Consider the following 23972-nt stretch of genomic DNA (forward strand, 5'->3'; position numbering starts at 1 on the left):
GCCCGAAGGACCCCCACCCTTTATCCCTCCCCACAAGGGGGAGGGAGGCCACCGCCGCCCTCACTTGCCGTAGATGTCGAAGTCGAAATACTTCTTGGTGATCTCGGCATATTTGCCGTTGTCGCGGATGCCCTTGATCGCGGCGTTGAACTTGTCCTTGAGCTCGGCATCACCCTGGCGCAGGCCGACGCCGACGCCCGGCCCGAGCACTTCGAGATCTTCGGCGACGTCGCCCTTCATGTCGCAGCAGGCCTTGCCCGCATCGGTGGCGAGGTAGGTGTTGAGCGACAAAGAGTCGGCCTGCACGGCGTCGATGCGCCCGGCGGCGAGGTCGGCCTGGGCCTCGTCCTGAGTCTGGTAGATCTTGATCTCGGCGGCGGTGTCGCCGAAATGCTTCTTGGCGTAGGCCTCATGCACTGTCGACACCTGCACGCCGAGAATCTTGCCTTTCAGCCCTTCCGGCGTGGCGTCGAACTTCGAATCCTTCGCGCCGATGATGCCGGTCGGGGTGTTGTAGTACTTGTCGGAAAAGTCGATCGACTTCTTGCGCTCGTCGGTGATCGACATCGAATTGATGATGGCGTCGATCTTCTTCGAGTTGAGCGCCGGGATCAGGCCGTCCCACGAGGTCATCGTCACCTCGCACTGAAGCTTCGCCTCGGCGCAGAGCGCCTCGATCATGTCCATTTCCCAGCCGGTCCATTTGCCGGAAGCGTCTGGCGAGGCAAAGGGCGGATAGGGCTCGGGCGCCATGCCGACCTTGATCGCCTGTGCGCTGGCGCTGCCGGCGCTCAAGCCAAGGACAAGCGCCAGGGCCGCTGTTGCAAGCAATGCTTTCATGCTGTTTCTCCCGCTTTCGTTGTTTTGTCGTTCCCGTGATTTCGTCCGCTCGTCCGGATAACGCGTGATCCTTCCTGGGGCCTGGCCCGCGCTAGCCGATGCTGCGGATGAACTGCTTGAGGCGCTCGGATTTCGGAGCGCCGAAAATCTGTTCGGGCGGGCCTTCCTCCTCGACCTGGCCGTTCCAGAGGTAGATCACATGCGTTGCCACCTCGCGGGCGAACTTCATCTCGTGCGTCACCAGCACCATGGTGCGGCCTTCGCGGGCGAGATCGCCGATGACCTTCAGCACCTCGCCGACAAGTTCGGGGTCGAGCGCCGAGGTCGGCTCATCGAACAGCATGACGCGCGGATGCACGGCGAGCGCGCGGGCGATTGCCGCGCGCTGCTGCTGGCCGCCGGAGAGGTAGGCCGGATAGACGTCGCGCTTCTCGGCCAGGCCGACCCGCGCCAGAAGCCGTTCGGCTTCCGCGACCGCGTCAGCGCGCCTGACGCCGAGAACATGGACCGGCACCTCGATGACGTTTTCCACAAGCGTCATGTGGCTCCACAGATTGAAGCTCTGGAACACCATGCCGAGCCGCGAGCGGATGCGTTCGATCTGGCGCCGGTCGGCGGGAATGCTATCGCCGCGGCCGTTCGGCTTGAGGCGGATCTGCTCGCCATTGACCCTGATGATGCCGCTGGTCGGGTTCTCGAGGCAGTTGATGCAGCGCAGCAGCGTCGACTTGCCCGAGCCTGAGCCGCCGATGATCGCCACCACCTCGCCATCGCGGGCCGAAAGCGACACGCCCTTCAGCACATGCAGTTCGCCGAACTTCTTGTGCAGGTTCTCGACATGAATGGCTTCGGCGGCGACGCCGTCGACGGGGGCAGGGCGCTGGGCTGCGTCCACGGCAGCCATCAGCGATGGCCCCGGCGCGAATACGTCATCCCGTCAGCATGCATCCGGCAGCTCATGGTCGCGTCGCAATGTTCCCCTGGGCGGTGAGGATGGACCCTTCGGCCTTGCGGCGTCAACGGCTCCACGTCCCGCTTCTTATGGCGGCCATTACGGCACTTGCTGCGTTGTTATGCAAGTGTATAAATATCCCGGACATGACATTCGGCGAATGTGTCAGCAAAAGCGAAGGCCTTTCGACATGCCCGAAACAGCGGCAGCGGCGGTCGCCAGCCGTCGAAAATTCCGCCGTGAAGGCGAAGAGCGTCGGCGCCAGGACCTGATCGAGGCGACGCTGGATTGCGTCGCCGAATCGGGCCTGCAGGGAGCGACGGTTCGGGCGATAGCCTTGCGCGCCGGCGTCACCGCCGGGCTGATCCGGCATTACTTTCCGGGCAAGGAAGAACTGCTGCAGGCGGCCTACGCGGCAACGATGGCGCACATGACGGAGATGGCCAAGGCCGCCCTGGCCGGCATCGGGCAGGAGCCAAAGCTGAGGTTGGCGGCTTTCGTGGAGGCGAGCCTGGTGCCGCCGGTTGTCGACCTGAGGGCGATTTCGATCTGGGCCAGCTTCATCGGGCGCGCCGCTTCCGACGCGACGCTGGGGGTGGCCCATCGTGCCGGCTATCTCGGATTTCGCGACGAGGTCGAGGCGCTGGTGGCCGAAGTGTTCCAGGCCGCGGGACGACGGGCAGGCGACGATGATCTTCGCCGGCACGCCATCGCCATCAACGCCATCATCGACGGTTTGTGGATTGAGGGCTGCCTCGCCGAGGACATGTTCGCAACCGGTGAGCTCGCCGCAATCGGCATCGCTTCCGTCGAGGCGATGCTTGGCATGAAACTGCGCAACGAACCGGCAGCCGAGGTAGCATGACAACGATTGGCGAGGCCCTCATCCGGCTGCTGGAGGCGCATGGCGTCGACGCCGTGTTCGGCATTCCGGGTGTCCACACCATCGAACTCTACCGCGGACTGGCGCGCTCCGGCATCCGCCATGTCACGCCACGCCACGAGCAGGGCGCGGGCTTCATGGCCGATGGCTACGCGCGGGCCTCGGGGCGGCCGGGCGTGGCCTTCGTCATCACCGGGCCGGGGCTTACCAACACCATCACGGCGATGGCGCAGGCGCGCGCGGATTCGGTGCCGATGCTGGTTATCTCGGGCGTCAACTCCAGCGCGACACTCGGCAGGGGGCTCGGCTACCTGCACGAACTGCCGGACCAGTTGGGCATGATGGCAAAAGTGGCGCTGTCGTCGCGGCAGGTAGTGCAAGCGGCGGAGCTGCCCGGCGCGATCGCCGAAGCGTTCGAGATCTTTGCGACCCGGCGTCCGGGGCCGGTGCATATCGAGATCCCGCTCGACGTCATGCCACTGCCGGCGGAAGGGCTGCGGCCGCTATCGCGAACCTTGGCGACCCAGGTGCCCGACATCGTCTCTATCATGGCTGCGACGCGCCTGATCGCGGCATCACAAAGGCCGCTCATTCTGGCGGGCGGTGGGGCGAAGCGTACCGAGGCGGCACTTGTCGCACTTGCCGGCAAGATCGACGCGCCGGTTATCACCACCACCAACGGACGCGGGCTGATGCACGGTCACCAGCTCAACGTGCCGGCGAGCCCGAGCCTCAAGGCGGTGCGCGCGCTGATGGCCGATTCTGACCTGGTGATCGCCGTCGGCACCGAATTTGGTCCGACCGACTACGACATGTATGGCGATGGCGGCTTTGTGCTGCCGAGGCGGCTGATCCGCATCGACATCGATGCAGCCCAGATGCAACGCCGACCGGCGACGGTTTCCGTCCAGGCGGAGGCCGGCGCGGCGTTGGTCGCGCTGGCCGCTGTGGTTGATAGCCGATCTCGCGCGGCGGACGGCGCCGATCGGGCAAGATCAGCGCGCGAAGGCGCTTGGCAGGAGATCGGTCCTGACATGCAGGCGCAAGTGGCTGTGGTCGAGACAATCCGCAACGCCTTGCCGGGTGCGCTGATCGTTGGCGATTCGACCCAGCCGGTCTATGCCGCCAATCTCTATTACGACCACGACCGCCCCGGAGGCTGGTTCAACGCGGCGACCGGCTACGGCGCGCTTGGCTACGGTCCGCCGGCGGCCATCGGCGCGGCCCTGGCAGTGCCTGATGCGCCCGTGGTCTGCCTCAGCGGCGACGGCGGCTTCCAGTTCACCTTGCCGGAACTTGGCGCGGCGCTGGATGGGCCGGCACCGGTCATCTTCGTCGTGTGGAACAACCGCGGCTATCGCGAGATCGAAACGTCGATGCTGGACGCGGGCGTGGAACCCGTCGGTGTTTCGCCGGTGCCGCCGGATTTCATCGCTATCGCTTCAGCCTATGGCATTGCCGCCGAGCGCATCCACGGAGCAGCGAAGCTTGGTCCGGCCCTGCTTGGGGCCAGGGCCACCGGACGTCCGTTCCTGATCGAGATCGTCGTCGCGTAGCCGCTGATCTTGAGAGGCGTTGGTGCCGTCCCGCTAATGGATCAGCGGTGCATTGGTCACGCCAAGCAGCCGTGCCGGCAGGTATATGACCAGCGACGCAGCGCCCGTGATCACCGAGGTGCCGTCGGCAACCAGCGTTTCACCTGCCGCACCTTCGCCGCGTTCGCCGATATTGCTCGTCAGCGCGCCCTTTGACGCCAGCGCCATCAGGGTTGGCGAACTGGCGAACACGTCGTGACTGCCACCGTCGACATCGGAGGTGTCGAGAACGACGATGTCTTCTTCCTGAAGCGAGGCAATGTCGGCGCCGCTGCCGACCCGCGGATGGCCGCCGGTCAGCCTGCCGGAGACGTCGAGCGCGCGGTCGCGCCTGGAAACCAGGATGGTGAAAGGCGTCGGCAGGTCCTTGATGTCGCGCACCTGGCTCTGGAAGACGTCGATATCGACATCAGGGGCGGCCAGGATGACGCCGCTGAGGCGCTTGAGGTATTGAGCCCGGTTGCTGAGCGCCAGGCTGCGGAACGCTTCCATCACCACGTAGCTGCCCATCGAATGTCCGACCAGGGTGATGCGCTTGGCGTTGGTGCGCGCGGCAATCTCGATCGTCTCGGCGAGACCGTCGCGGCTGTAGGCGGCGCTGTCGCGGTCGTAGACATAGAGCGGCAGCGAGCCGCCCGACGGCCACGCGTAGTGCAGCGCCACCGCCTTGACGTGGTAGTCGTTGATGATCTGGGCGTTGCGGAAAATGCTGTCGGCGAAATTGTTGTTGTAGCCGTGCACGAAGATGAAGATCTCCTGCTCGGATGCCGGACGCCTGGCCAGGGCAGCGTTCAGGTCGTCGATGAATTTCTGCTTGGTGTCGACCGGCTGATAGGTCACGGCGACAAAATGCCGGGCCGGGTCGGGTCTGCGGCTGGATTTTTCGACCCGCCCTATGACGTGGTTCTTGGGAATGCCGATGTCGAATATCGCAAAGTTCAGGCTCTTCGCGCGTGCTGCGGAATAGGGCAGCGACAGGTCGTCCGAGCGCGCCCGCATCGTCGAGACGAATATCTGGACGATGTTTGCCGATGCTTCCGGCTTGCCGCCGGCCAATCCAAGCACGGCCCGTCCGCCGCATCCCGACAGGACCAGCAGCACCACAAGGACGGTCAGATGGCGAATATTCGGCATGCTTGGGCTCGCGCTGCGGCAACTGGTCGAGATTTAAGAGCAGCAATTGTGCAGGTCGGCAACGGTTGAGACGCCTGACCGGTCGCCGGCTGGTGAATTCTGCCAGCACCCTGAAACATTCCGGCATCACTTTTGGCTCGCGGCGCGGATGGAGTGGCAAAGAAAAACCCCGCCGGATCGCTCCGGCGGGGTTCTTGTCGTCAGGCTGTGACAGCCAAACTTAGTTGGTGCGGTTCTTCAGGGCCGCGCCGAGGATGTCGCCGAGCGAAGCACCCGAGTCGGTCGAGCCGTACTGGGCGACTGCTTCCTTCTCTTCCGCGATTTCCAGAGCCTTGATCGAGACCTGGATCTTGCGGGTCTTCTTGTCGAAGGCGATGACGCGGGCGTCTACCTTCTGGCCGACGACGAAGCGCTCAGGACGCTGCTCATCACGGTCGCGCGACAGGTCGTTGCGCTTGATGAAGCTTTCCATGCCGTGGTCGACGAGACGAACTTCCAGGCCGCCATCCTTGATGCCGGTGACTTCGCAGGTGACGACGGCGTTCTTGCGCAGTTCGCCCGAGGTCGCGGCTTCGGTGACGGTGTCACGGCCGAGCTGCTTGATGCCGAGCGAGATGCGTTCCTTGTCGATGTCGACGTCGAGAACCTGAGCCTTGACCATGTCGCCACGGTTGTACTCTTCGATGACCTGCTCGCCCGGACGGTTCCAGTCGAGGTCGGACAGGTGCACCATGCCGTCGACGTCGCCGTCGAGACCGATGAACAGGCCGAATTCGGTCTTGTTCTTGACTTCGCCTTCGACCTGCGAACCAACCGGGTGGTTGCGGGCGAATGCTTCCCACGGGTTCTCAAGCGTCTGCTTGAGGCCGAGCGAGATGCGGCGCTTTGCCGGATCCACTTCGAGCACGACCACGTCGACCTGCTGGGTGGTCGACAGGATCTTGCCGGGGTGCACGTTCTTCTTGGTCCACGACATTTCCGAAACGTGGATGAGGCCTTCGATGCCCGGCTCGAGCTCGACGAACGCACCGTAGTCGGTGATGTTCGTGACGGTGCCGGTGATCTTCTTGCCGATCGGGAACTTGGTGCCGATGTCCGACCACGGATCCGACTCGAGCTGCTTCATGCCGAGCGAGATGCGGTGGGTTTCCTGGTTGATGCGGATGATCTGCACCTTGACCGTCTGACCGATGTTGAGGATTTCGGTCGGATGGTTGACGCGGCGCCATGCCATGTCGGTGACGTGCAGCAGGCCGTCGATGCCGCCGAGGTCAACGAACGCACCGTAGTCGGTGATGTTCTTGACCACGCCCTCGACAACCTGACCCTCTTCGAGGTTCTGGACGATCTCGGAGCGCTGCTCTGCACGGCTCTCTTCGAGAACGGTGCGGCGCGAAACGACGATGTTGCCGCGACGGCGATCCATCTTGAGGATCTCGAAGGGCTGCGGGTTGTGCATGAGCGGCGTGACGTCGCGGATCGGACGGATGTCGACCTGCGAACGCGGCAGGAAGGCAACGGCGCCGTCGAGATCGACGGTGAAGCCACCCTTGACCTGGTTGAAGATGACGCCTTCGACGCGCTCACCCTTGGTGAACTTCTCTTCCAGCTTGACCCAGCTCTCTTCGCGGCGAGCCTTGTCGCGCGACAGCATGGCTTCGCCAAGCGCGTTTTCGATGCGCTCGACATAGACCTCGACGGTGTCGCCGACCTTGAGCGAGCCGTCCTTGGCCTTGGCGCCGAATTCCTTCAGCGGAACGCGACCTTCGACCTTCAGGCCGACGTCGATGATGGCCATGTCTTTTTCGATGGCCGTGACGATGCCCTTGACGACCTGGCCTTCGCCCGAATGACCGTCCGAGAAGGACTCTTCGAGCAGGCTCGCGAAATCGTCGCGGGAGGGATTAGCTTGTGACATTGGATCTCCTGGTGCGTCCCGCCTTGCGGGAGCGGCGCCGTGGGTTAGTGTTGCGTTGGCCTGCCTGCACTCCGGGCAAAAAGCCCTTGGCCGCCCTTAAGCGGCAAATCGGCGCGAGAAGAATGCAAAACAGGTCGGTTAGGTGGCGAGATCCGAGGACCTCCGCCTGTTCTCAGCTTTTGAGGATCCGATCGACGATATCCCTGGCTGCGGAAAACGCGGCTTCTATATCCATTTCCGACGTATCGAGCAAGTGCGCGTCTTGCGCTGGCCTGAGCGGCGAGTCGGCGCGGCCGGCATCGCGCTCGTCGCGGCGCTCGATATCGGCGAGGATGCCGGCGAAATCGGCAGTGCCGCCATTGGCCTCGATCTCGGCGAGGCGACGGCGGGCGCGGACTTCCGCGCTGGCGGTGACATAGAGTTTTACATCGGCGTCGGGGCAGACCACCGTGCCGATGTCGCGGCCGTCAAGCACTGCCCCTTGCGGCGAACGCGCGAATTCGCGCTGCTTTTCGACCAGGATCTTCCGCACTTCGGGGAATACGGCGATCCTGGAAGCGGCTTCGCCGACCTGATGGGCAGACAGGACAGTGCGGTCGAGCTTTGTCAGGTCGACCTGCCGGGCCGCCGTTTCCGCGGCCGAGACATTGTCGAGCGGCAGTCCGAAGCTGACCAGCGCGTGCGCAACAGCACGATAGGTCAGCCCGGTGTCGAGCAGCGCCAGATGGTAGTAGTCGGCGAGCCGGCGGGCGAGCGTGCCCTTGCCGGCGCCCGCCGGACCGTCGATGGCGATGGTGATGGCTTTGGGCATGTTCGCGCGGTCTTGTCTCAGACGCTGCGCATCAGGCCGCCGTCGACCCGCAGGCTCTGGCCGGTAATGTAGCCAGCACCTTCCGAAGCGAGGAACGCGATGGTCGCGGCGATCTCTGCCGATGTGCCGTAGCGCTGCATCGGCACGCCGGCGCGGCGCTCGTCGGTCTGCGGCAGGCTGTCGATCCAGCCCGGCAGCACGTTGTTCATGCGCACGTTGTGCTGGGCATATTGGTCGGCGAAGAGCTTGGTGTAGGCGGAAAGTCCGGCGCGTGCGACCGCCGAGGTCGGGAACATCGACGCCGGTTCCCTGACCCATGCGGTCGAGATGTTGACGATGGCGCCGCCCTTCTGGGCGACCATGATCGGCGCGACAAGCCGCACGGCGCGCACGACATTCATGAAATAGACATCGATGCCGGTGTGCCACTGCTCGTCGGTGATCTCCAGCAGCGGTGCGCGCGGGCCATGCCCTGCGCCGTTGACCAGTGCGTCGATGCGGCCCCACTTGTCCATGGCCAGGTCGACGAAGCGCTTGAGGTCGTCGTTCGACTGGTTGGAGCCGGTGAAGCCGAGCCCGCCGAGATCCTTGGCCAAGGCCTCGCCCTTGCCGGACGACGACAGGATGGCGACGCTGTAGCCGTCGGCTGCCAGCTTCTTTGCCGCCGCAGCTCCCATGCCGCTGCCGCCGCCGACGATCATCGCAACTTTGTTGGTCATCATGCTCCCCCGTGATTTCTCTCTAGTTCTGTATTGGCGCCTGGTCGATCTCCGCACCCAGATCGGCCATCAGGCCCATGAATTCCGGGAAGCTCGTGGCGATCATCGCCTGGTCGTCGACTGTGACGGGTTTTTCCGAAGCCAGACCCATGACCAGGAAGCTCATGGCGATGCGGTGGTCGAGGTGGGTCTTGACCACGCCGCCGCCGAGGCCCTTGCCGCCGGGCACGCCGCGGACCGAAAGCGTCGTTTCGCCTTCGGTGCAGTCGACGCCGTTGGCTTCGAGCCCGCGAGCAACGGCGGCCAGCCGGTCGGATTCCTTGACGCGCAGCTCTTCGAGCCCCTGCATCAGCGTTTCGCCCTCGGCGAAGCAGGCAGCGACGGCCAGCACCGGGTACTCGTCGATCATCGACGGCGCGCGCTCGGCCGGAACCTTGACGCCCTTGAGCTCGGAGCCGCGCACGCGCAGGTCGGCGACGTCCTCGCCACCGGCGTTGCGGCGGTTGAGGATTTCGATCGAACCGCCCATCTCGGTCAGCGTGGTGATCAGGCCGGTGCGGGTCGGGTTCATCAGCACGTTTTCGATGGTGACGTCCGAGCCGGGCACGATGAGCGCTGCGACCAGCGGGAAGCCGGCTGAGGACGGATCGCCGGGAACGGCGATGGTCTGGCCGGTGAGCTTGCCCTGGCCTTCGATGAAGATGTGGCGCACGCCCTGCTCGTCGGTCTGGACCTCGATGTTGGCGCCGAAGCCCTTGAGCATCTTTTCGGTGTGGTCGCGCGTCATCACAGGTTCGATGACGGTGGTGATGCCGGGCGTGTTGAGGCCTGCGAGCAGCACCGCCGACTTGACCTGGGCGGAGGCCATCGGCACGCGATAGCTGATCGGGGCTGCCTGTCGCGGTCCGCGCAGCTTGAGCGGCATCCGGTCGCCCGGGGCGGCGTCGATGACCTGCACGCCCATCTGGCGCAGCGGATCGAGCACGCGGCCCATCGGTCGACCCGAAAGCGAGGCGTCGCCGATGAAGGTGGTTTCCATGTCGTAGGTGCCGACCAGGCCCATGGTCAGGCGCGAGCCGGTGCCGGCATTGCCGAAGTCGAGCGGCGCTTCGGCCTGCAGCAGCGCGCCGTTGCCGGTGCCCTTGATGACCCATTCGTCGGCGTGCTTTTCGATATGCGCGCCCATCGCCTTCATCGCATCGCCGGTGCGCATCACGTCTTCGCCTTCGAGCAGGCCGGTGATGCGGGTCTCGCCTGAGGCCAGGCCGCCGAACATGAAGGAGCGATGCGAAATCGATTTGTCGCCGGGCACGCGGGCGGTTCCGGACAGGGATTGCGATTTGCGGGCGACGGCCGGCTGCGGCGCGACGTTATGCGACATGTTGGGTCCTCGTACGGGATTGCCTTGCGAAACCCGGCATTCCCAATGATTGCGGCGGTGTCCTAGCATTGATTGCCAATGTGGTCATCCCCATTTGCCGGAGTGGTTTCGGGCCGGGGCTCAATCGCCGGGATTTGGCTTTGACAGCGCAGCAAACTGCCGCTAAGGGGTCCGAAAAGCGAACAAGACGAGGCCTGACGTGGCAAAATCCGAGCTTGGTACAAAGCGTATCGACCCTGAGACGGGCCGCAAGTTCTACGACCTGAACAAGGACCCGATCGTCTCCCCTTACACGGGCAAGACTTATCCGCGTTCCTACTTCGACGACGGCAAGGTATCCGCCCTGCTCGAGGAAGACGAAGAAGTGGAAGCCAAGGAGCTCGATTCGGAAGAGGAAGGCGCGGAAGTCGTGTCCCTCGAGGACGCCGACGACGAGGCGAAGGGCGGCGACGACCTGCCGGATCTCGACGACGACGATGTCGATCTGGGCGACGATGACGACGATACGTTCCTTGCCGACGAGGAAGAGGAAGACGACGACGTCTCCGACATGATCGGCGTTGGCGACGACGAAGACGAGATCTGACGCCGCTTTGGGAGAAACCGAAAAAAGGTTTCGAACAAGGCTTGCCAAGGGCAAAATGCGGCGCTAGAAGCCGCCCATCAAACACGGCGCGGACGAAATATTCGCGCCGTCCTCTTCACCGGAAACGGTGCCGGCATCGCCGGGTGTGGGGCCATAGCTCAGTTGGGAGAGCGCTTGAATGGCATTCAAGAGGTCGTCGGTTCGATTCCGATTGGCTCCACCAAATCTTTCCAGATGAACCTGCATTTGGTACCGCCAGCCACCCGGCTGGCGTTTTTGCTATTGGGCCTGCGCAGGGCACATTGTCTTTGCCTGACTGATATTTCGACACTTTCGGCTCCGCGCCCGCAGTAGGGCATGTTGCGGGGAACCTGCTCCCGAACACGTCATGGCCGATCATCGTAGAGGTGAATTGGCGTGATTCGCGTTCGCACATTTGTTGATTGTTTTTATCAGGAATGTTAGACGGCGGCCACGGCTTGCGAGTATGGTGGTCTGGCCGCCATGCCGTCGGCCTCGCCAAACGCCGCCACGGGAGATCCGAGCATGGACGCCAGCAGTCGCATCGAAGCCGCATCGAAGGTCCGACGGCACGTTGCGACCAAGGCGCTGCGAACGGTCGCCGTCGCGTCCTGCCTTTTGCTGGCAGCTCCAGCGCTCCATGCGCAGGAAATGGCTCCGGCCAATCCGTTCGCGCCGGTCGCCCCTTCCGTTTCCCCTGCCCCAGCCCGGCCTGTGATCGCGCCGACTTTAGGGATGCAGCCTGCCTCGGTGCCAGCCGCTCAACTCGCCCCTGCCGCGCCGATCGCTTCCGACGACGCTTTCGGAGCCGCTCCCACGCAGGTTCCCGCCCAACCGGGACTGCCCCAAGGCACGCTGCCGCATGATTTGTCGCCCTGGGGCATGTTCATGGCCGCCGACTGGGTCGTCAAGGCGGTGATGATCGGCCTCGCCTTCGCCTCGCTGGTGACGTGGACGGTGTGGCTTGCCAAATCGCTGGAGATCGCGGCGAGCAAGGCGCGCCTCAAGAAGGCCCTGCGCGGCATCCTTGGCGCGCGCCGGCTGAGCGACGCCGCGGCGGCGCTGGGCGATCATTCCGGCATCGGCGGCATCTTGGTGCGCGCCGCCGTCGAGGAAATGGAGATGTCGGGCCACGGCCATGGCCCGGTCGATGCCAGCGGCATCAAGGAGCGCGTCGAGTCGCGGCTGTTGCGGATCCAGGCGCAGGCCGGCCGGCGGCTGAGCCGTGGCACCGGCGTTCTCGCCACCATCGGCTCGACGGCGCCGTTCGTCGGCCTTTTCGGCACCGTCTGGGGCATCATGAATTCGTTCATCGGCATTTCGGAGGCGCAGACCACCAATCTGGCCGTCGTTGCGCCCGGTATCGCTGAGGCGCTGCTGGCAACCGCCGTAGGTCTCGTCGCCGCCATTCCGGCCGTTGTGATCTACAACGTCTTTGCCCGCTCGGTGACCGGCTATCGCCAGGGTCTGGCCGACGCCGCGGCCGGTGTGCAGCGCCTGGTCAGCCGTGATCTGGATCGGCAACCGGCGCGCTCCCATCCGGCACCTGTCGCAATGCCAGCCGGCAATCGGCTCAGCAACGCAGCAAACGTCTAGGAGGCGGCGCCGTGGCCGGTGGCATCAGAGAATCGTCCGACGACGACGACATGCAGGAGAACCACGAGATCAACGTGACGCCGTTCATCGACGTCATGCTGGTTTTGCTGATCATCTTCATGGTGGCTGCCCCGCTCGCAACCGTCGACATCAATGTCGATCTGCCCGCCTCGACGGCGACGCCTTCGCCGCGCCCGGAAGAGCCGCTCTACGTGACGCTCAGGGACGATCTCAGCCTGGCCGTCGGCTCGGAGACGGTCGACAGGGCGTCATTCCAGCAGAGTCTCGACGTTGAGGCCAAGGGCGACAAGGCGCAGCGCATTTTCCTGCGCGCCGATCGCGGTGTCGACTACGGCGACCTGATGGAAGTGATGAACCTGATGCGCGGCGCCGGCTATCTCAAGATCGCGCTGGTCGGCCTCGAAACCATCTCGGATGCGCCCGCTGCCCCGCGAGCGGCGCAATGAGCGTGCTGGCGCACCAGGGCTACGAGTTCGGCGGCTTCAACCCGCGCGAACTTGGGCTGTGGTCGACGGCGGCGGCGGTAATCGTCTCCGTGCATGTCGCGGCCGCCTGGTACGTCCAGCGCATGCCGGCGGAGACCTTTCCGCTGGAACAGGCCCAGTCGGCCGTGATGATCGACCTCGCCCCGATGGCGCTGGCACCCGAGGCAGTGCCGCAAGACACCGCCGATCTGGTCGACAGTGCTGCGTCCGAGCCCGTCGAGGAAGTCACCGAGCCGGTCGAACCTGTCGAGGCGGATGCCGCCGAACCGGTGGCCGAGCCGGTCAACGAGGTTGCGCAGCCCGAGCCCGAACCGGCGGAAGAGGTTGCCGAGGTCGAGCCGGCCGACGAAGTGGTCCCCGACCTTGTCGAGCTGCCATTGCCCGAAGTCGCGATGGCGGTTCCCCAGCCACGGCCGGCGGTCGAGAAACCCAGGCCCGTGGTCAAGCCGGTTCGCGACAAGAAGCCGGGTGAAAAGAAGCCCGTCGAAAAGCCGGTCAAGCAGGCCGAGATGAAGAAGCCGCAGCCCAGCACGATGGATGCCAGGAAGTCGGCCCAGGTCTCCGACACCACGCGAGCGCCCGCGGCGGGCCAAGGCGCGGGCAAGTCGATGTCGCCGGCGCAGTGGAAAGCACGTGTCTATGCGCGCATGGCAAGGCAGCAGCCGAGAGTTCGCAAGAACGGATCGGTCACCGTGCGCTTCACGTTCAGCCAGAGCGGCGATGTTCTGACGGCCAACATCCTGAGCTCGTCGGGCATTCCGGAGCTGGACGAGGCCGCGTTGCGCACTGTCCGGCGCGCCTCGCCGATCCCTGCGCCGCCGCCGGCCGTGCCGGCCTATCTGGTCCTGCCGATCACCTTCCGGTGAAATGAACCGATATCCAGCCGGGCGCGTCCCGCGTTCAACGGTGGATAGGCATGCGCGTCGACGCCGAGATGCGCAGCAGGCTGGGTTCGTATTCGGCCCGGAGCGAGGCGAAGGCCTGGCGGCACTTTTCCTTGTCGCTGTCGACAGGCAGCCCGCTTGCGGCCAGCGTCTCGTAGAGCTTGTCGAAATCGATCGCCGCTTGCCCGCCCTGTTCGCTTTTCGCCTTGGGAAGAATGACCGGAAGCTCGTTCGAGATCAGGTTTAGCGCGGCTATCCCGGTGTGGCGGCAGATGTGCGCGGCGTTCACCTGCCGGAGGTCGAGCGTCGCGATCACCAGCGACGCAGAATCGAGCACTGCCGCCGCGGCGCCGACCCAGTTGGTGCCACGATAGATCGACGGCGCATATGCCAGAATGGGCGAGATGGAGTGGGTCTCAAGGATGCCGCGGAACCACGCTTCCCAGTCTTCCCAGACGGCTGTGTCCGCCACCTTGTCGGCCTGTTCGAGGGCGGTGACCAGGCTGGCGCAGGTTGGGTTGTGGCCGGTCCGGGCGTAGAGCCAGCCGACCTTGCGCTCGCGTGTCCGCACCGCGGCGAGGTAGCCGGGCGCAAAGCTGAACAGCAGCACAACGATGACGAGCCCGATGGCGGCTTCGAAGATGGCGAGAAATTCGCCCAGCAACGTCGGCGGCGTCTTGAAGCCGAGCGTGCTCAGCGCCGAGCCGCTGGCGCTCAGCGCGTAGGGCAGGCTCGCCTCTGCCTTGAGGCCCCACAGGATGAAGCCGAATGAGATCTGCACCAGAAGGAACCAGCTGACGATCGACAGCAGGATGAAGAGCGGCAGTATCCAGGCCTGGCTGCGCTGGATGTCGACATAGTCGCGTCTGTCGGCGGTAAAGCGCTGGATGGAGCTGACTGCCAGGAAGCATGCCGCACGCGACAGCGCGTCGCGTTCGCGCCGGTTGAGCAAGGTCACCCTGACCACGGAGCGGAAATAGACGAAAAGCCCGATGAGGCCGACAATCACAAGCACGACGCGCAGTAAGGTGTCCATCCCGGTCCCCCGTCCCGGCACGCGGTGGGTGCCGGAGGTCATCGAACGGGAGCTAGCGCGAGGGGAGCGCTTGTCCAGTGCGGCGGTCTGATTTGCACCAGTGCGATGGCGCGGAACAGATGGTGCTTTCCGGCGTCTAGCCGCGCCGCCGCCGCCGCTGAACGCGGCGCAATATCATCCAGCGCTCGATCTTGAGCGGATTGGCAAGGGCTACCTTCCACCAGGGGCGGGTTTCCAGGACGGTGTAGTACTGCACCGGCTTGCCGCCCGGGCCATTCATGGAAAACAGGAGCCGGTAGTTGGATGTGTCGCCGACCGTGCCGCCGCCATGGCCGACGGTGTCGCTGTCCGGTCCGCGCGTTCCCGGGCGCGCCGGTCCTTCAAGCAGGTGTTGGAGGTGGTGACGGGTGATCGCCAATTCGCGCCTTAGCGCTTCGATCTCGGCTGTGAGAGCGTCGGCCGGCTGCGGTGCCTTGCTTGGTGTCATCTTCTGGCCTCTGCCTCGGTGCCGGTCACGGGTTCGATGTCGAACAGCTTGCGCAGCGCGGAATCCATGCGCTCCGGGGTCCTGACCTCGTTGATGTATGCCTGAGCGTTCTTGCCCAGCATTGCCGACCGATCGGGATCGGACAGCAGGGCAAGCACCGCATCGGCGTAGGCTTTCGCCATGCGCGCATCGTTCCTGTCAGACGGGAGCAGGACCCCGGTCTTGCCGTCCATGACCGCGTCATCGATACCGCCGATGTCCGGGGCAATGACGGTCTTGCCGTGAGCCATCGCCTCGAGAACGACGTTTGGCATGCCGTCATACCAGGAGGTGTACAGAAAAATCTCGTGGCCCAGGCGGGCAAGATCAGCAAAGCTGTCGAACGGCCCGCAGTAGCTGAGGCCAGGCGTGTTCTTGGGCGGCAGCAGATGCTGGGTCCTTTCGATGACACCGCCATACATTTCGATGCAAATCGCGGGGTCGGCCGCGACAAGTAGCTGCGCGATCCGCGGCAGCAAGTCGCATCGCTTCTCCCGATCGACGCGCGACCCCCACAAGATGCGCTTGCGCATGCTCTGGTCAGCAATGCGGGAGGCACTCATGCATGATGCGGGAATGTAGCTTATCCGAGGGGAAACCAGACCTTGGGCAGACTTCGTGGAGGCTGTGTTGTCGCTGACGACATGTCCGCCCATCGTGGTAATTTGGTCAACCAGCTTGAGAGGCTGATCTAGGTCAACATTCGTCGAACGGTGGTTGAGAAAGTGATAGTAGACGATCTGGTCTGGGCCTAGACGATTGAGCGCAATTTCGAGCACGCGGTGGCTTCCGGCGCCCGCGCGGAAATGCACTCTGGCACCCGGGGCGGTGTTTTCGATGAGTTTCAGCGTGATCTCTGAGAACTGCTGGGGAAGCAAGTGCCCAGCGACGTGATAGGCGTCCAGAAAGCATACATTTGCTGGCAGGTCATACACCGCGATATGCTCGTCGGCATATTCCATCGCGATGGCCAGGATCTGCCTTGAGGGGTCTGTGCGAAGGAGTGACTCGATAATCTGGCGAACGTACTTTTCGGCTCCGCCATGGACGAAATAGGGAACGACGAATACGTCGGTAAAGCGTTTGCCAGCGACCACTTCGCACAGTCGGTAGTAGGCGAGTCCGGCGTCGAGGAATGCAAATCGTTGGCTATGGACTTGTCCACCTACATTGGCCGGCGAGATCATTGGCTCAATGCGGCCTGCAGCTGCCATCATTTCCAACGTTGACGAATTTCGCAAAAACGCATCGCGCAAATGGGCATTGTCATCGACGCTGTCCAAAGGCCTTTTCGTGCCAATTTCGTATGCTTCCACATCCGCCCGACCGATGCGCAAGTAGTTCTCCGGCTCGAGCAATCGCGTTGGCGCTAGTGTTAGCGGATAGGTTGCCTCTCTGGCCTTGGCCATGATGCTGGCCGAGTGGTTCCTGTAGTAGAGCGCGACGTTGCGAGCCACGGCGTACCGGTATCCATCCGCCAACAGTTCGGCGTTCATGTGCCAATCTTCATAGGCGTGGCCGCGATCGCCGCGGGGATGGACGTATTTGTGTTTTTCAAATGCCGAACGATGGCCGAAAATCGACGAGATATATGGGTGATCGACAGGGAAGATCAGAGGCGTCAGGGCGCCGGAGCCTGTCAAGACGGACAGGCCCTGCCTGCTGCCAAACGAAATCAGGTACTCCGGGAGAATGATGTAGTCTGTGCCGAGCTTGCGGGCGAGGAGAAGGCTTTCTACCAGCCTGTTGTAGGAGAACAGATCGTCGCCGTCTGTAATGCAGATGTACTCGCCGTCTGCAGCGGCAATGCCGTCGTTGCGGCTGTGCGCCAGAGAGCGATTGGCGACCTCGACGATCTTCAGCCGAAGAAACGACTGGGACTGAAACCCACGGGCGATGCGGGCGGTCGTATCGCACGCGCTGTCCAGAACCATTACAAGCTCGACGGCAATGCCTGCTGCGGCTGCGAAGTCCGCAGCGTCGCGGATCGAGAGCAACGTCTTTGCCAGAAGCTCCTTCTCGCGATGTATGTTCAGCACGACCGATATGTCGAGTTGCATGAATTGAGTGCTCTGGCGGTTTCTTTGGCGGTCGGCATAACAATGTTGGAGTGCATGGTGCAATAGGTCGCGCTGTCTGGTGGCCTCTTCCGAGGCCTCCCGCTGGACGGCCCAATTGCATGCTGCAAGGTTGCGGCGGGTGTGTGACGCGGCTATGCCCTGACGGACGGCGCAGACGAGAAGGCAGAGCAGATGAAGACCATATCCACGTCGAAGTCGCATGGCGGCATCCAGGGCGTCCATGCGCATGCGTCGGACGCGTGCGCCTGCGACATGACCTTCGCGGTGTTCGTGCCGCCGCAGGCCAAGGACGGTCCGGTGCCGGTGCTGTGGTACCTCTCGGGCCTCACCTGCACGCACGCCAATGTCATGGACAAGGGCGAGTATCGCCGGCTCGCCGCGGAACTCGGGCTGATCGTCGTTTGCCCCGACACCAGCCCGCGCGGCGAAGGCATTCCCGACGAGAACGACAACTGGCAGTTCGGCTCGGGTGCCGGCTTCTATGTCGACGCGACGCAGGAGCCGTTCGCCAAGAACTACCGCATGTATTCCTACATCACCGAGGAGCTGCCGGCATTGATCGCGGCAAACTTCCCGGCCGACATGTCGCGCCAGGCGATCTTTGGCCACTCGATGGGCGGCCACGGCGCGCTGACCATTGCGCTGAAGCACCCCGGGCGCTTCAAGAGCTGCTCGGCCTTCGCCCCCATCGCCCAGCCGTCGACGGCGGGCTGGTCGAAGCCGGCGCTGGAAAAATACCTTGGGACCGATGAAGCGTCGTGGCGCGCCTATGACACGACGCTGCTGATTGGCGACGGCAGGCGCTTCCCGGAGTTCCTGGTCGACCAGGGCACGGCTGACGGCTTCCTGCAGGAGGGCCTGCGTCCGTGGCTGCTCGAAGAGGCGTGCGGCAAGGCCGGCATCGGGCTCACCTTGCGCATGCAGGACGGCTACGACCACTCCTACAACTTCATCTCCACCTTCATGGACGACCACCTGAGGTGGCATGCGCAGCGTCTTGGATGAGCTGGCGTCACGGCGCCGGCGCCGCTTGATGCCCTTCTTCCGGGTTTTGCGGCCCTGCCTGGCGCTTCGCCTCAAGATGCGGCAATGATTGATGTGAGCTGCACAACATTTGGAGTTGCACGTTAGCTGTCGTGAAAATAGGTTCGCTCGTCCCTTGAGCGCGCCTGTTGGCGGCAGGGCGTCAAACAACAGAGGCTTTCATGACACGACTTCACACCCTTCTCGCGGCTGGCGTTGCTGGCCTCGCGACGACGCTCGTCGCAGCGCCGGCGCTCGCCCAGGGCAAGACTCTGACCATCTCCTGGTGGGGCTTCAACGGCGACAAGCTCGACGAATACATCATCAAGCCGTTCAAGGAGAAGTGCGGCTGCGAGATCGTCTTCGAGACAGGCAACAACGCCGACCGTCTCAACAAGATCAAGATCCGCAACGGCGAGGGCGTCGACGTCGCCTACTTCACCGACGCCTATTCGCAGATCGGCATCAAGGAAGGCCTGTTCCAGCCGATCGACAAGTCGAAGGTGCCGAACCTCGAAGGTCTCTACGATCTCGCCAAGGCACCGCAGGGTGAATTCGGTCCGGCTTATACCATCGGCCGCGTCGGCGTGATCTACGACACCGCCAAGGTCAAGGCCCCGATCACCTCGTGGAACGACCTGTGGAAGGAAGACTTCAAGGCGTCGCTGTCGCTGCCGGGCATCACCACCACCGCCGGCCCGATGGCCGTGATGATCGCCGGCACCCATGCCGGCGTCGATCCCTTCACCGATACCGACGGTGCCTTCAAGGCGATCGAAGACCTGAAGCCGAACGTCGTCAAGAACTACAACACCGGCTCCGAGTTGGTGAACCTGTTTTCGACCGGCGAGATTTCGGCCTCGGTTGCCCAGGACTTCACGCTGGCCCAGATCCAGGCTGCCGTGCCGACCGCCGCATGGGCGGATCTGTCGGATGGCGCCATCGCCACGCTCAACACCATCAACATCCCCAAGGGTGCTGCCAATGTCGAGCTGGCCCATGAATTCATCAACTTCGTGCTGTCGCAGGAAGTGCAGCAGAAGACCGCCGAGAATGGCGTCGATGCGCCCGTCGTCAAGGCTGTCACGCTGACGCCGGAACAGGCCAAGCTCTGGACCTACGGCGCCGACATGATCGCCTCGCTGAAGCAGGTCGACTACGAAAAGCTGAACGAAGCCAAGAACGACTGGGTCGATCGCTGGAACGAAGTTTTCGGCATGTAAGACCGAAAGGGAGGGGAGGGGCATGCGCCTTTCCCCTCTGCCTTGTGTGTTTGGCGCAACGCTGAACGTCATTTGAACTGCCATTTCGGCCTTTGCGGCATTCTGCGCCTTTCGCCGCCGGCCAATGAAGGCTAGCAAGCCTGCGACGACGCGCCCGCGGCGGCAACGCCCGGGGACAAACTGGAAGAGATCGAACTTTCATGTTGAAACGATATGCCGGATGGTGGCTCGCGGCGCCGGCCACCCTGGCGGTGCTGATATTCCTCGTGCTGCCTGTAGCCGCGACCATCGCCACCACCTTCGCCGAGCCCAAGGGCTTCTTCGCGCCCTACGCGGCCTTCTTCAACAGCGGCTTCCGCCGCACCGTGCTCTGGCGCACCATTGAGATTTCGCTGGCGACCACCGCGATTTCGCTCGTCGTCGGCTTCCTGACCGCCTATGTCGTGTCGAAGTCGCCGGGCAGGCTGAAGAGCCTTTTGATCATCGCCGCCGTGTTCCCGCTGCTGACCGGCGTCGTCGTCCGCTCCTTCGCCTGGCTGATCATCCTTGGCAAGAACGGCATCCTCAACAACTTCCTGGTCGGCATCGGCGCGATCTCGGAGCCGCTGTCGATGCTCTACACGCAAGGGTCGGTCATCGTCGCCATGGTCTACCTGTTCGTCCCGCTGATGATCCTGACGCTTGTCGGTGTGCTCGAAAACATCCCCGACGACGTCGTCCAGGCTTCCGCCTCGCTTGGCGCCACGCCCGCGGCGACCTTCCGGCAGGTGATCCTGCCACTGGCCGTGCCCGGATTGATCGTCGGTGCGGTGCTCGTCTTTACCGGCTCGTTCACCGCCTACGCCACGCCCCAGCTTCTCGGTGGCGAACGCCAGATGGTCATGGGCACGCTGATGTACCAGCGCGCCATGGTGTCCTTCGACTGGGTCGGCGCCTCCACCATTGCAGCGATCATGGTGGTGATTACGATCACCGTCGTGCTCGCCATGAGCCGCATCGCGCGGCGTCTCAACCCGATGGCGACATGATGACCGGCCGTATCAATCCCCTGCTGATCCTGTTCGCCGTCCTGGTCTACATCTTCCTGATGGGGCCGCTGATCATCGTGCTCGGCGCATCGGTCAGCGACACCACCTACCTGACCTTCCCGCCGCAGGGCTTCTCGCTGCGCTGGTTCGAGAACATTTTCGAAATCAGCGCCTTCCGCCGCACCATCGTCACCAGCCTGCAGCTTGCTTTCCTGGCGACCGGGCTGGCGCTCCTGATCGGCATTCCTGCCGCCTATGCGCTCAACCGCTACCGCATCAAGCTGCCGTCCTGGCTGTCGACTGTCTTCGTGCTGCCGATCCTGGTGCCCGAGATCGTGCTCGGCTTCTCGCTGCTGAAGTCGGTCGCTGTCGGCATGCAGACGCCGATCTTCTTGACGCTGCTGGTCGGCCACATGCTGCTGGTGCTGCCCTATTGCGTGCGTGTCGTCTCGGCGAGCCTTGCCTCGTTCGACTTCTCGATCGAGGAAGCCGCCGTCAGCCTTGGTAGCCCGCCGGTGAAAACCTTCTTCACCATCGTCTTGCCCAACGTCCGTTCCGGCGTGATCGCGGCCTTCATCCTGGCCTTCATCACCTCGATCAACGACGTGTCGACGTCGCTGTTCCTCACCGGCCCCGGCATCTCGACGCTGCCCATTCAGATTCTCGCCCATGTCGAGCAGTTCTTCGACCCGACGATCGCGTCGGTGTCGGTGCTGCTGATGCTGCTGACCGTCGCAGTCATGGCCATCGTCGAGCGCACGCTCGGCCTCACCTTCCTTGCGAAGTAGACCCATATGACCCAGGCACTTACAGTCCAGAATCTCACCGCCCACTACGGCGCCACCAAGGTGCTGGAGGACCTGTCGCTGTCGGTCGGCAAAGGCGAGCTCGTCTCGCTGCTCGGCGCCTCGGGCTGCGGCAAGACAACGACGCTGCGCCTCATCGCCGGCTTCCTCGAGCCGACGTCGGGCTCGATCCGCCTCGGCGACAAGGACCTGACCCGGCTGCCGGCCTACAAGCGCGACATCGGCCTGGTGTTCCAGAACTATGCGCTGTTCCCGCATCTTTCGGTGCTCGACAATGTCGCCTTCGGCCTCAAGCAGCGCGGCGTGGCTCCAGCCGAGCGTGACAAGCGCGCCAGGGCGATGCTCGAACGCGTCGGCCTGGCGCAGCTCGCCGACCGCCTGCCGGGCGCCCTGTCGGGCGGCCAGAAGCAGCGCGTCGCGCTTGCCCGTGCGCTGGTCATCGAGCCGCCGCTCTTGATGTTCGACGAGCCGCTGTCCAACCTCGACGCCAAGCTGCGCGTCGACATGCGCGTCGAGATCCGCCAGCTGCAGCGCGCCAACGGCACGACTTCGGTCTACGTCACCCACGACCAGGAAGAGGCGTTCTCGATCTCCGACCGCGTCGCCATCATGAACGCCGGCCGCATCATGCAGTTCGACACGCCCGAGACGCTGTACCAGCGTCCGGCCAACGCCTTCGTCGCCCGCTTCGTCGGCTTCGAGAACCTGGTACCAATGAAGGTTTCGGCGCGCGATGGCGCAACCGTGACGGCCGTGACCGAGGATGGTTCGCAGCTCAGGCTGTCGCAGGACCGCTTCGGCGCGATCCCCGATGCGTTTGTGCTGGCAGCTCGCGCGGACGGCCTGTCCGTCTCGACCGACGCCAAGGCCGAAGGCATCCCGGCGACGCTCGGCCTGCGCACCTATCTCGGCCGCGCCTACCAGTACCAGTCCGAAACGGCGGCCGGCCAGCTGATCGCCAACGGCTCGCTGTCAGCACCGCTGGAGCCGGGTGCGCAGGCGAAGCTCGTGCCGGTGCCCGACCAGTGCTGCGTGCTGAAGCCGGAATGAACTGAGGACTGTAGATTGTCCATCCTCATCGCCAACGCCACCGTCCTGCCCTGCACGGAGGACATGCCCGTCATCGACAAGGGCTGGGTCCATGTCGAGGGCGAGGTCATCAAGGCGGTCGGCGCGGGCGAAGCGCCAGCAATCGCCGGCGCGGAAGTAATCGATGTCGATGGCGACCTCGTCATGCCGGGCATGGTCAATCCGCATTGCCACATGGCGATGACGCTGTTCCGTGGCCTCGGCGAGGACGTCGACGACCGGCTCTACCGCTACATCCTGCCGCTGGAACGCAAGTTCGTGCGGCCCGAGGCGGTGCGTGCCGGCACAGCGCTTGCAGCACTTGAGCTGATCGAGGGCGGCGTCACTTCGGTCGCCGACATGTATTACTTCGAGACCGAAGTTGCTCGCGTGGTTGCCCAGGCCGGCATTCGCGGCGTGCTCGGCCAGACCATCGCCGACTTCGATCCGCCGGATCACAAAAACGTCGACGAAGGTTTTGCGCTGACCGAGGCGCTCGTCGCCGAGTTCGCCGGCCATGGCCGGGTCATCCCGTCGATTGCCCCGCACGCGCCCTACTCGACCGGCATGGCAACGATGGAACGCATCGCCCGCTGGGCGGACGACCATCCTGACGTCCCCGTGCAGATGCATCTCGCCGAGAGCGATGCCGAGATGGAGTGGGCTGAAAAGACCCACGGCATGCGCCCGGTCGAGGTGGTCGAGAAAGCGGGGCTGCTGCGCAAGGGCCTGATCTGCGCCCACTGCCTGCATGTCGATGAGACAGACATCGAGCGCATGGCCCATGCTGAGGTCTGCGTCGCCCACAATGCCCGTTCCAACGGCAAGGCCGGGCGCGGCATCGCGCCCGTCGAGGCGATGCGCAAGGCCGGCATACCGGTTGGCATCTCGACCGATGGCGCGATGAGCGGCAACACGCTCGACCTGTTCTCGCAGTTCGCGCCGGTGTCGATGTTCGCCAAGCTGCTCGGCCACAGCCGCAAGCCGATGGCATCCGTCGACGTGGTGCGCATGGCGACCCGCGATGGCGCGAAGGTGCTCGGACTGGATGCGAAGGTCGGCTCGCTCGAGCCGGGCAAGCAGGCCGACCTCATCCGCGTCAGCCTGTCGTCGCCACGCCAGCAGCCGGTTTACGACGTCTATTCGACGCTCGTCTTTGCCACGATGCCGACCGACGTGCGCGACGTCATGGTCGGCGGTGACTGGCTGATGCGCGGCCGCGAGGTGTTGAGCCTCGAACGCAAGAAGGTGCTGCGCGACGCGCTGCAGGTGGCGCAGAGCTTCAAGGCCGAGATGGCCCGCATCGACGCTGCCGGGTGAACAAGCACACCGATAGAACAGCAGGAAGGAAAAGC

General features: G+C 64.2%; 22 protein-coding genes and 1 tRNA gene. 13 read left to right on the forward strand and 10 right to left on the reverse strand.

All coding sequences use genetic code 11. From position 1 onward, the window contains the following. Positions 1–60 precede the first annotated feature (60 nt). Positions 61–840, reverse strand: a complete 780-nt coding sequence (locus PCJ21_RS20355) for a transporter substrate-binding domain-containing protein (protein ID WP_269933265.1) — start codon at positions 838–840, stop codon at positions 61–63. A gap of 91 nt (positions 841–931) precedes the next feature. Continuing rightward, positions 932–1744: an ABC transporter ATP-binding protein gene (locus PCJ21_RS20360; RefSeq protein ID WP_269933266.1), complete on the reverse strand. Its 813-nt coding sequence runs from the start codon at positions 1742–1744 to the stop codon at positions 932–934. A gap of 238 nt (positions 1745–1982) precedes the next feature. On the opposite strand from PCJ21_RS20360, the gene PCJ21_RS20365 reads away from it, so the two are divergent. Together PCJ21_RS20365 and PCJ21_RS20370 are read left to right on the forward strand one after the other, a co-directional pair. After that, positions 1983–2657 (forward strand): TetR family transcriptional regulator C-terminal domain-containing protein, encoded by a 675-nt coding sequence (locus PCJ21_RS20365; protein WP_269933267.1) that lies wholly within the window; start codon positions 1983–1985, stop codon positions 2655–2657. After that, on the forward strand, positions 2654–4231 hold the full coding sequence (locus PCJ21_RS20370; RefSeq protein WP_269933268.1) for a 5-guanidino-2-oxopentanoate decarboxylase: 1578 nt from the start codon (positions 2654–2656) through the stop codon (positions 4229–4231). The genes PCJ21_RS20365 and PCJ21_RS20370 overlap by 4 nt, the downstream gene beginning before the upstream one ends. A gap of 33 nt (positions 4232–4264) precedes the next feature. On the opposite strand, the gene PCJ21_RS20375 is transcribed toward PCJ21_RS20370, so the two are convergent. The 5 genes from PCJ21_RS20375 to aroA all read right to left on the reverse strand — a co-directional run bounded on the left by PCJ21_RS20375 (position 4265) and on the right by aroA (position 10233). Next, positions 4265–5404, reverse strand: a complete 1140-nt coding sequence (locus PCJ21_RS20375) for an alpha/beta hydrolase (RefSeq protein WP_269933269.1) — start codon at positions 5402–5404, stop codon at positions 4265–4267. 220 nt (positions 5405–5624) lie between these two features. Beyond that, the gene (rpsA, locus tag PCJ21_RS20380; protein ID WP_269933270.1) at positions 5625–7322 is read right to left on the reverse strand and encodes a 30S ribosomal protein S1; all 1698 of its coding nucleotides are present in this window, start codon (positions 7320–7322) and stop codon (positions 5625–5627) included. 172 nt (positions 7323–7494) lie between these two features. Then, positions 7495–8133 (reverse strand): (d)CMP kinase, encoded by a 639-nt coding sequence (gene cmk / locus PCJ21_RS20385; RefSeq protein ID WP_269933271.1) that lies wholly within the window; start codon positions 8131–8133, stop codon positions 7495–7497. 17 nt (positions 8134–8150) lie between these two features. Then, positions 8151–8855 carry an SDR family oxidoreductase gene (locus tag PCJ21_RS20390; protein ID WP_269933272.1) on the reverse strand — a complete coding sequence of 235 codons (705 nt, stop codon included), beginning with the start codon at positions 8853–8855 and terminating at the stop codon, positions 8151–8153. 19 nt (positions 8856–8874) lie between these two features. Further along, positions 8875–10233: a 3-phosphoshikimate 1-carboxyvinyltransferase gene (gene aroA, locus PCJ21_RS20395; RefSeq protein ID WP_269933273.1), complete on the reverse strand. Its 1359-nt coding sequence runs from the start codon at positions 10231–10233 to the stop codon at positions 8875–8877. Between the two features lie 199 nt (positions 10234–10432). Between aroA and PCJ21_RS20400 the strand changes: the two genes are divergently transcribed. From PCJ21_RS20400 to PCJ21_RS20420, 5 genes are all read left to right on the forward strand, one after another. Next, positions 10433–10819, forward strand: a complete 387-nt coding sequence (locus tag PCJ21_RS20400; protein WP_269933274.1) for a TIGR02300 family protein — start codon at positions 10433–10435, stop codon at positions 10817–10819. Positions 10820–10966: 147 nt separating this feature from the next. Continuing rightward, positions 10967–11042, forward strand: a tRNA-Ala gene (locus tag PCJ21_RS20405). Positions 11043–11365: 323 nt separating this feature from the next. Beyond that, positions 11366–12436 carry a tonB-system energizer ExbB gene (gene exbB / locus PCJ21_RS20410; protein WP_269933275.1) on the forward strand — a complete coding sequence of 357 codons (1071 nt, stop codon included), beginning with the start codon at positions 11366–11368 and terminating at the stop codon, positions 12434–12436. Positions 12437–12447: 11 nt separating this feature from the next. Further along, positions 12448–12903, forward strand: a complete 456-nt coding sequence (exbD, locus tag PCJ21_RS20415; RefSeq protein ID WP_269933276.1) for a TonB system transport protein ExbD — start codon at positions 12448–12450, stop codon at positions 12901–12903. Continuing rightward, positions 12900–13808 (forward strand): energy transducer TonB family protein, encoded by a 909-nt coding sequence (locus tag PCJ21_RS20420; RefSeq protein WP_269933277.1) that lies wholly within the window; start codon positions 12900–12902, stop codon positions 13806–13808. Before exbD ends, PCJ21_RS20420 begins: the two co-directional genes overlap by 4 nt. Before the next feature lie 34 nt (positions 13809–13842). Here PCJ21_RS20420 and PCJ21_RS20425 read toward each other — a convergent pair whose 3' ends face one another. The 3 genes from PCJ21_RS20425 to PCJ21_RS20435 form a co-directional block, all read right to left on the reverse strand. Further along, the gene (locus tag PCJ21_RS20425; protein ID WP_269933278.1) at positions 13843–14862 is read right to left on the reverse strand and encodes a hypothetical protein; all 1020 of its coding nucleotides are present in this window, start codon (positions 14860–14862) and stop codon (positions 13843–13845) included. Between the two features lie 136 nt (positions 14863–14998). Then, positions 14999–15349 (reverse strand): hypothetical protein, encoded by a 351-nt coding sequence (locus tag PCJ21_RS20430; RefSeq protein ID WP_269933279.1) that lies wholly within the window; start codon positions 15347–15349, stop codon positions 14999–15001. Beyond that, positions 15346–17448 carry a glycosyltransferase gene (locus PCJ21_RS20435; RefSeq protein WP_269933280.1) on the reverse strand — a complete coding sequence of 701 codons (2103 nt, stop codon included), beginning with the start codon at positions 17446–17448 and terminating at the stop codon, positions 15346–15348. Before PCJ21_RS20435 ends, PCJ21_RS20430 begins: the two co-directional genes overlap by 4 nt. A gap of 192 nt (positions 17449–17640) precedes the next feature. Between PCJ21_RS20435 and fghA the strand changes: the two genes are divergently transcribed. The 6 genes from fghA (at position 17641) to PCJ21_RS20465 (ending at position 23937) form a co-directional block, all read left to right on the forward strand. After that, complete coding sequence (gene fghA, locus PCJ21_RS20440; RefSeq protein WP_269933281.1) at positions 17641–18474, forward strand: S-formylglutathione hydrolase; 834 nt, start codon at positions 17641–17643, stop codon at positions 18472–18474. A 200-nt stretch (positions 18475–18674) separates the two neighbouring features. After that, positions 18675–19715 carry an ABC transporter substrate-binding protein gene (locus tag PCJ21_RS20445; RefSeq protein WP_269933282.1) on the forward strand — a complete coding sequence of 347 codons (1041 nt, stop codon included), beginning with the start codon at positions 18675–18677 and terminating at the stop codon, positions 19713–19715. Positions 19716–19918: 203 nt separating this feature from the next. Beyond that, positions 19919–20743, forward strand: coding sequence for an ABC transporter permease (locus PCJ21_RS20450; protein ID WP_269933303.1), 825 nt, complete (start codon positions 19919–19921; stop codon positions 20741–20743). Then, entirely contained in the window at positions 20743–21531 is a 789-nt protein-coding gene (locus PCJ21_RS20455; protein WP_442866054.1) for an ABC transporter permease, read from the forward strand. The genes PCJ21_RS20450 and PCJ21_RS20455 overlap by 1 nt, the downstream gene beginning before the upstream one ends. 6 nt (positions 21532–21537) lie before the next feature. Next, a complete protein-coding gene (locus PCJ21_RS20460) occupies positions 21538–22599 on the forward strand; it encodes an ABC transporter ATP-binding protein (protein WP_269933284.1) in 1062 nt (353 codons plus the stop codon). Positions 22600–22614: 15 nt separating this feature from the next. After that, the gene (locus PCJ21_RS20465; protein WP_269933285.1) at positions 22615–23937 is read left to right on the forward strand and encodes an amidohydrolase family protein; all 1323 of its coding nucleotides are present in this window, start codon (positions 22615–22617) and stop codon (positions 23935–23937) included. The last annotated feature ends 35 nt before the right edge of the window (positions 23938–23972 follow it).

The sequence above is a fragment of the Aminobacter sp. HY435 genome, assembly GCF_027568395.1.
In the GTDB taxonomy this organism is placed as follows: domain Bacteria; phylum Pseudomonadota; class Alphaproteobacteria; order Rhizobiales; family Rhizobiaceae; genus Aminobacter.

What these genes read in the sequence shown, in the direction of transcription:
- PCJ21_RS20375 (WP_269933269.1), bottom strand. Translation starts at nt 5,404, where the DNA reads ATGCCGAATATTCGCCATCTGACCGTCCTTGTGGTGCTGCTGGTCCTG.
- exbB (WP_269933275.1), top strand. Translation starts at nt 11,366, where the DNA reads ATGGACGCCAGCAGTCGCATCGAAGCCGCATCGAAGGTCCGACGGCAC.
- PCJ21_RS20455 (WP_442866054.1), top strand. Translation starts at nt 20,743, where the DNA reads ATGACCGGCCGTATCAATCCCCTGCTGATCCTGTTCGCCGTCCTGGTC.
- PCJ21_RS20420 (WP_269933277.1), top strand. Translation starts at nt 12,900, where the DNA reads ATGAGCGTGCTGGCGCACCAGGGCTACGAGTTCGGCGGCTTCAACCCG.
- PCJ21_RS20360 (WP_269933266.1), bottom strand. Translation starts at nt 1,744, where the DNA reads ATGGCTGCCGTGGACGCAGCCCAGCGCCCTGCCCCCGTCGACGGCGTC.
- cmk (WP_269933271.1), bottom strand. Translation starts at nt 8,133, where the DNA reads ATGCCCAAAGCCATCACCATCGCCATCGACGGTCCGGCGGGCGCCGGC.
- fghA (WP_269933281.1), top strand. Translation starts at nt 17,641, where the DNA reads ATGAAGACCATATCCACGTCGAAGTCGCATGGCGGCATCCAGGGCGTC.
- PCJ21_RS20445 (WP_269933282.1), top strand. Translation starts at nt 18,675, where the DNA reads ATGACACGACTTCACACCCTTCTCGCGGCTGGCGTTGCTGGCCTCGCG.
- PCJ21_RS20365 (WP_269933267.1), top strand. Translation starts at nt 1,983, where the DNA reads ATGCCCGAAACAGCGGCAGCGGCGGTCGCCAGCCGTCGAAAATTCCGC.
- PCJ21_RS20425 (WP_269933278.1), bottom strand. Translation starts at nt 14,862, where the DNA reads ATGGACACCTTACTGCGCGTCGTGCTTGTGATTGTCGGCCTCATCGGG.
- aroA (WP_269933273.1), bottom strand. Translation starts at nt 10,233, where the DNA reads ATGTCGCATAACGTCGCGCCGCAGCCGGCCGTCGCCCGCAAATCGCAA.
- PCJ21_RS20390 (WP_269933272.1), bottom strand. Translation starts at nt 8,855, where the DNA reads ATGATGACCAACAAAGTTGCGATGATCGTCGGCGGCGGCAGCGGCATG.
- rpsA (WP_269933270.1), bottom strand. Translation starts at nt 7,322, where the DNA reads ATGTCACAAGCTAATCCCTCCCGCGACGATTTCGCGAGCCTGCTCGAA.
- PCJ21_RS20430 (WP_269933279.1), bottom strand. Translation starts at nt 15,349, where the DNA reads ATGACACCAAGCAAGGCACCGCAGCCGGCCGACGCTCTCACAGCCGAG.
- PCJ21_RS20460 (WP_269933284.1), top strand. Translation starts at nt 21,538, where the DNA reads ATGACCCAGGCACTTACAGTCCAGAATCTCACCGCCCACTACGGCGCC.
- PCJ21_RS20370 (WP_269933268.1), top strand. Translation starts at nt 2,654, where the DNA reads ATGACAACGATTGGCGAGGCCCTCATCCGGCTGCTGGAGGCGCATGGC.
- PCJ21_RS20355 (WP_269933265.1), bottom strand. Translation starts at nt 840, where the DNA reads ATGAAAGCATTGCTTGCAACAGCGGCCCTGGCGCTTGTCCTTGGCTTG.
- PCJ21_RS20435 (WP_269933280.1), bottom strand. Translation starts at nt 17,448, where the DNA reads ATGCAACTCGACATATCGGTCGTGCTGAACATACATCGCGAGAAGGAG.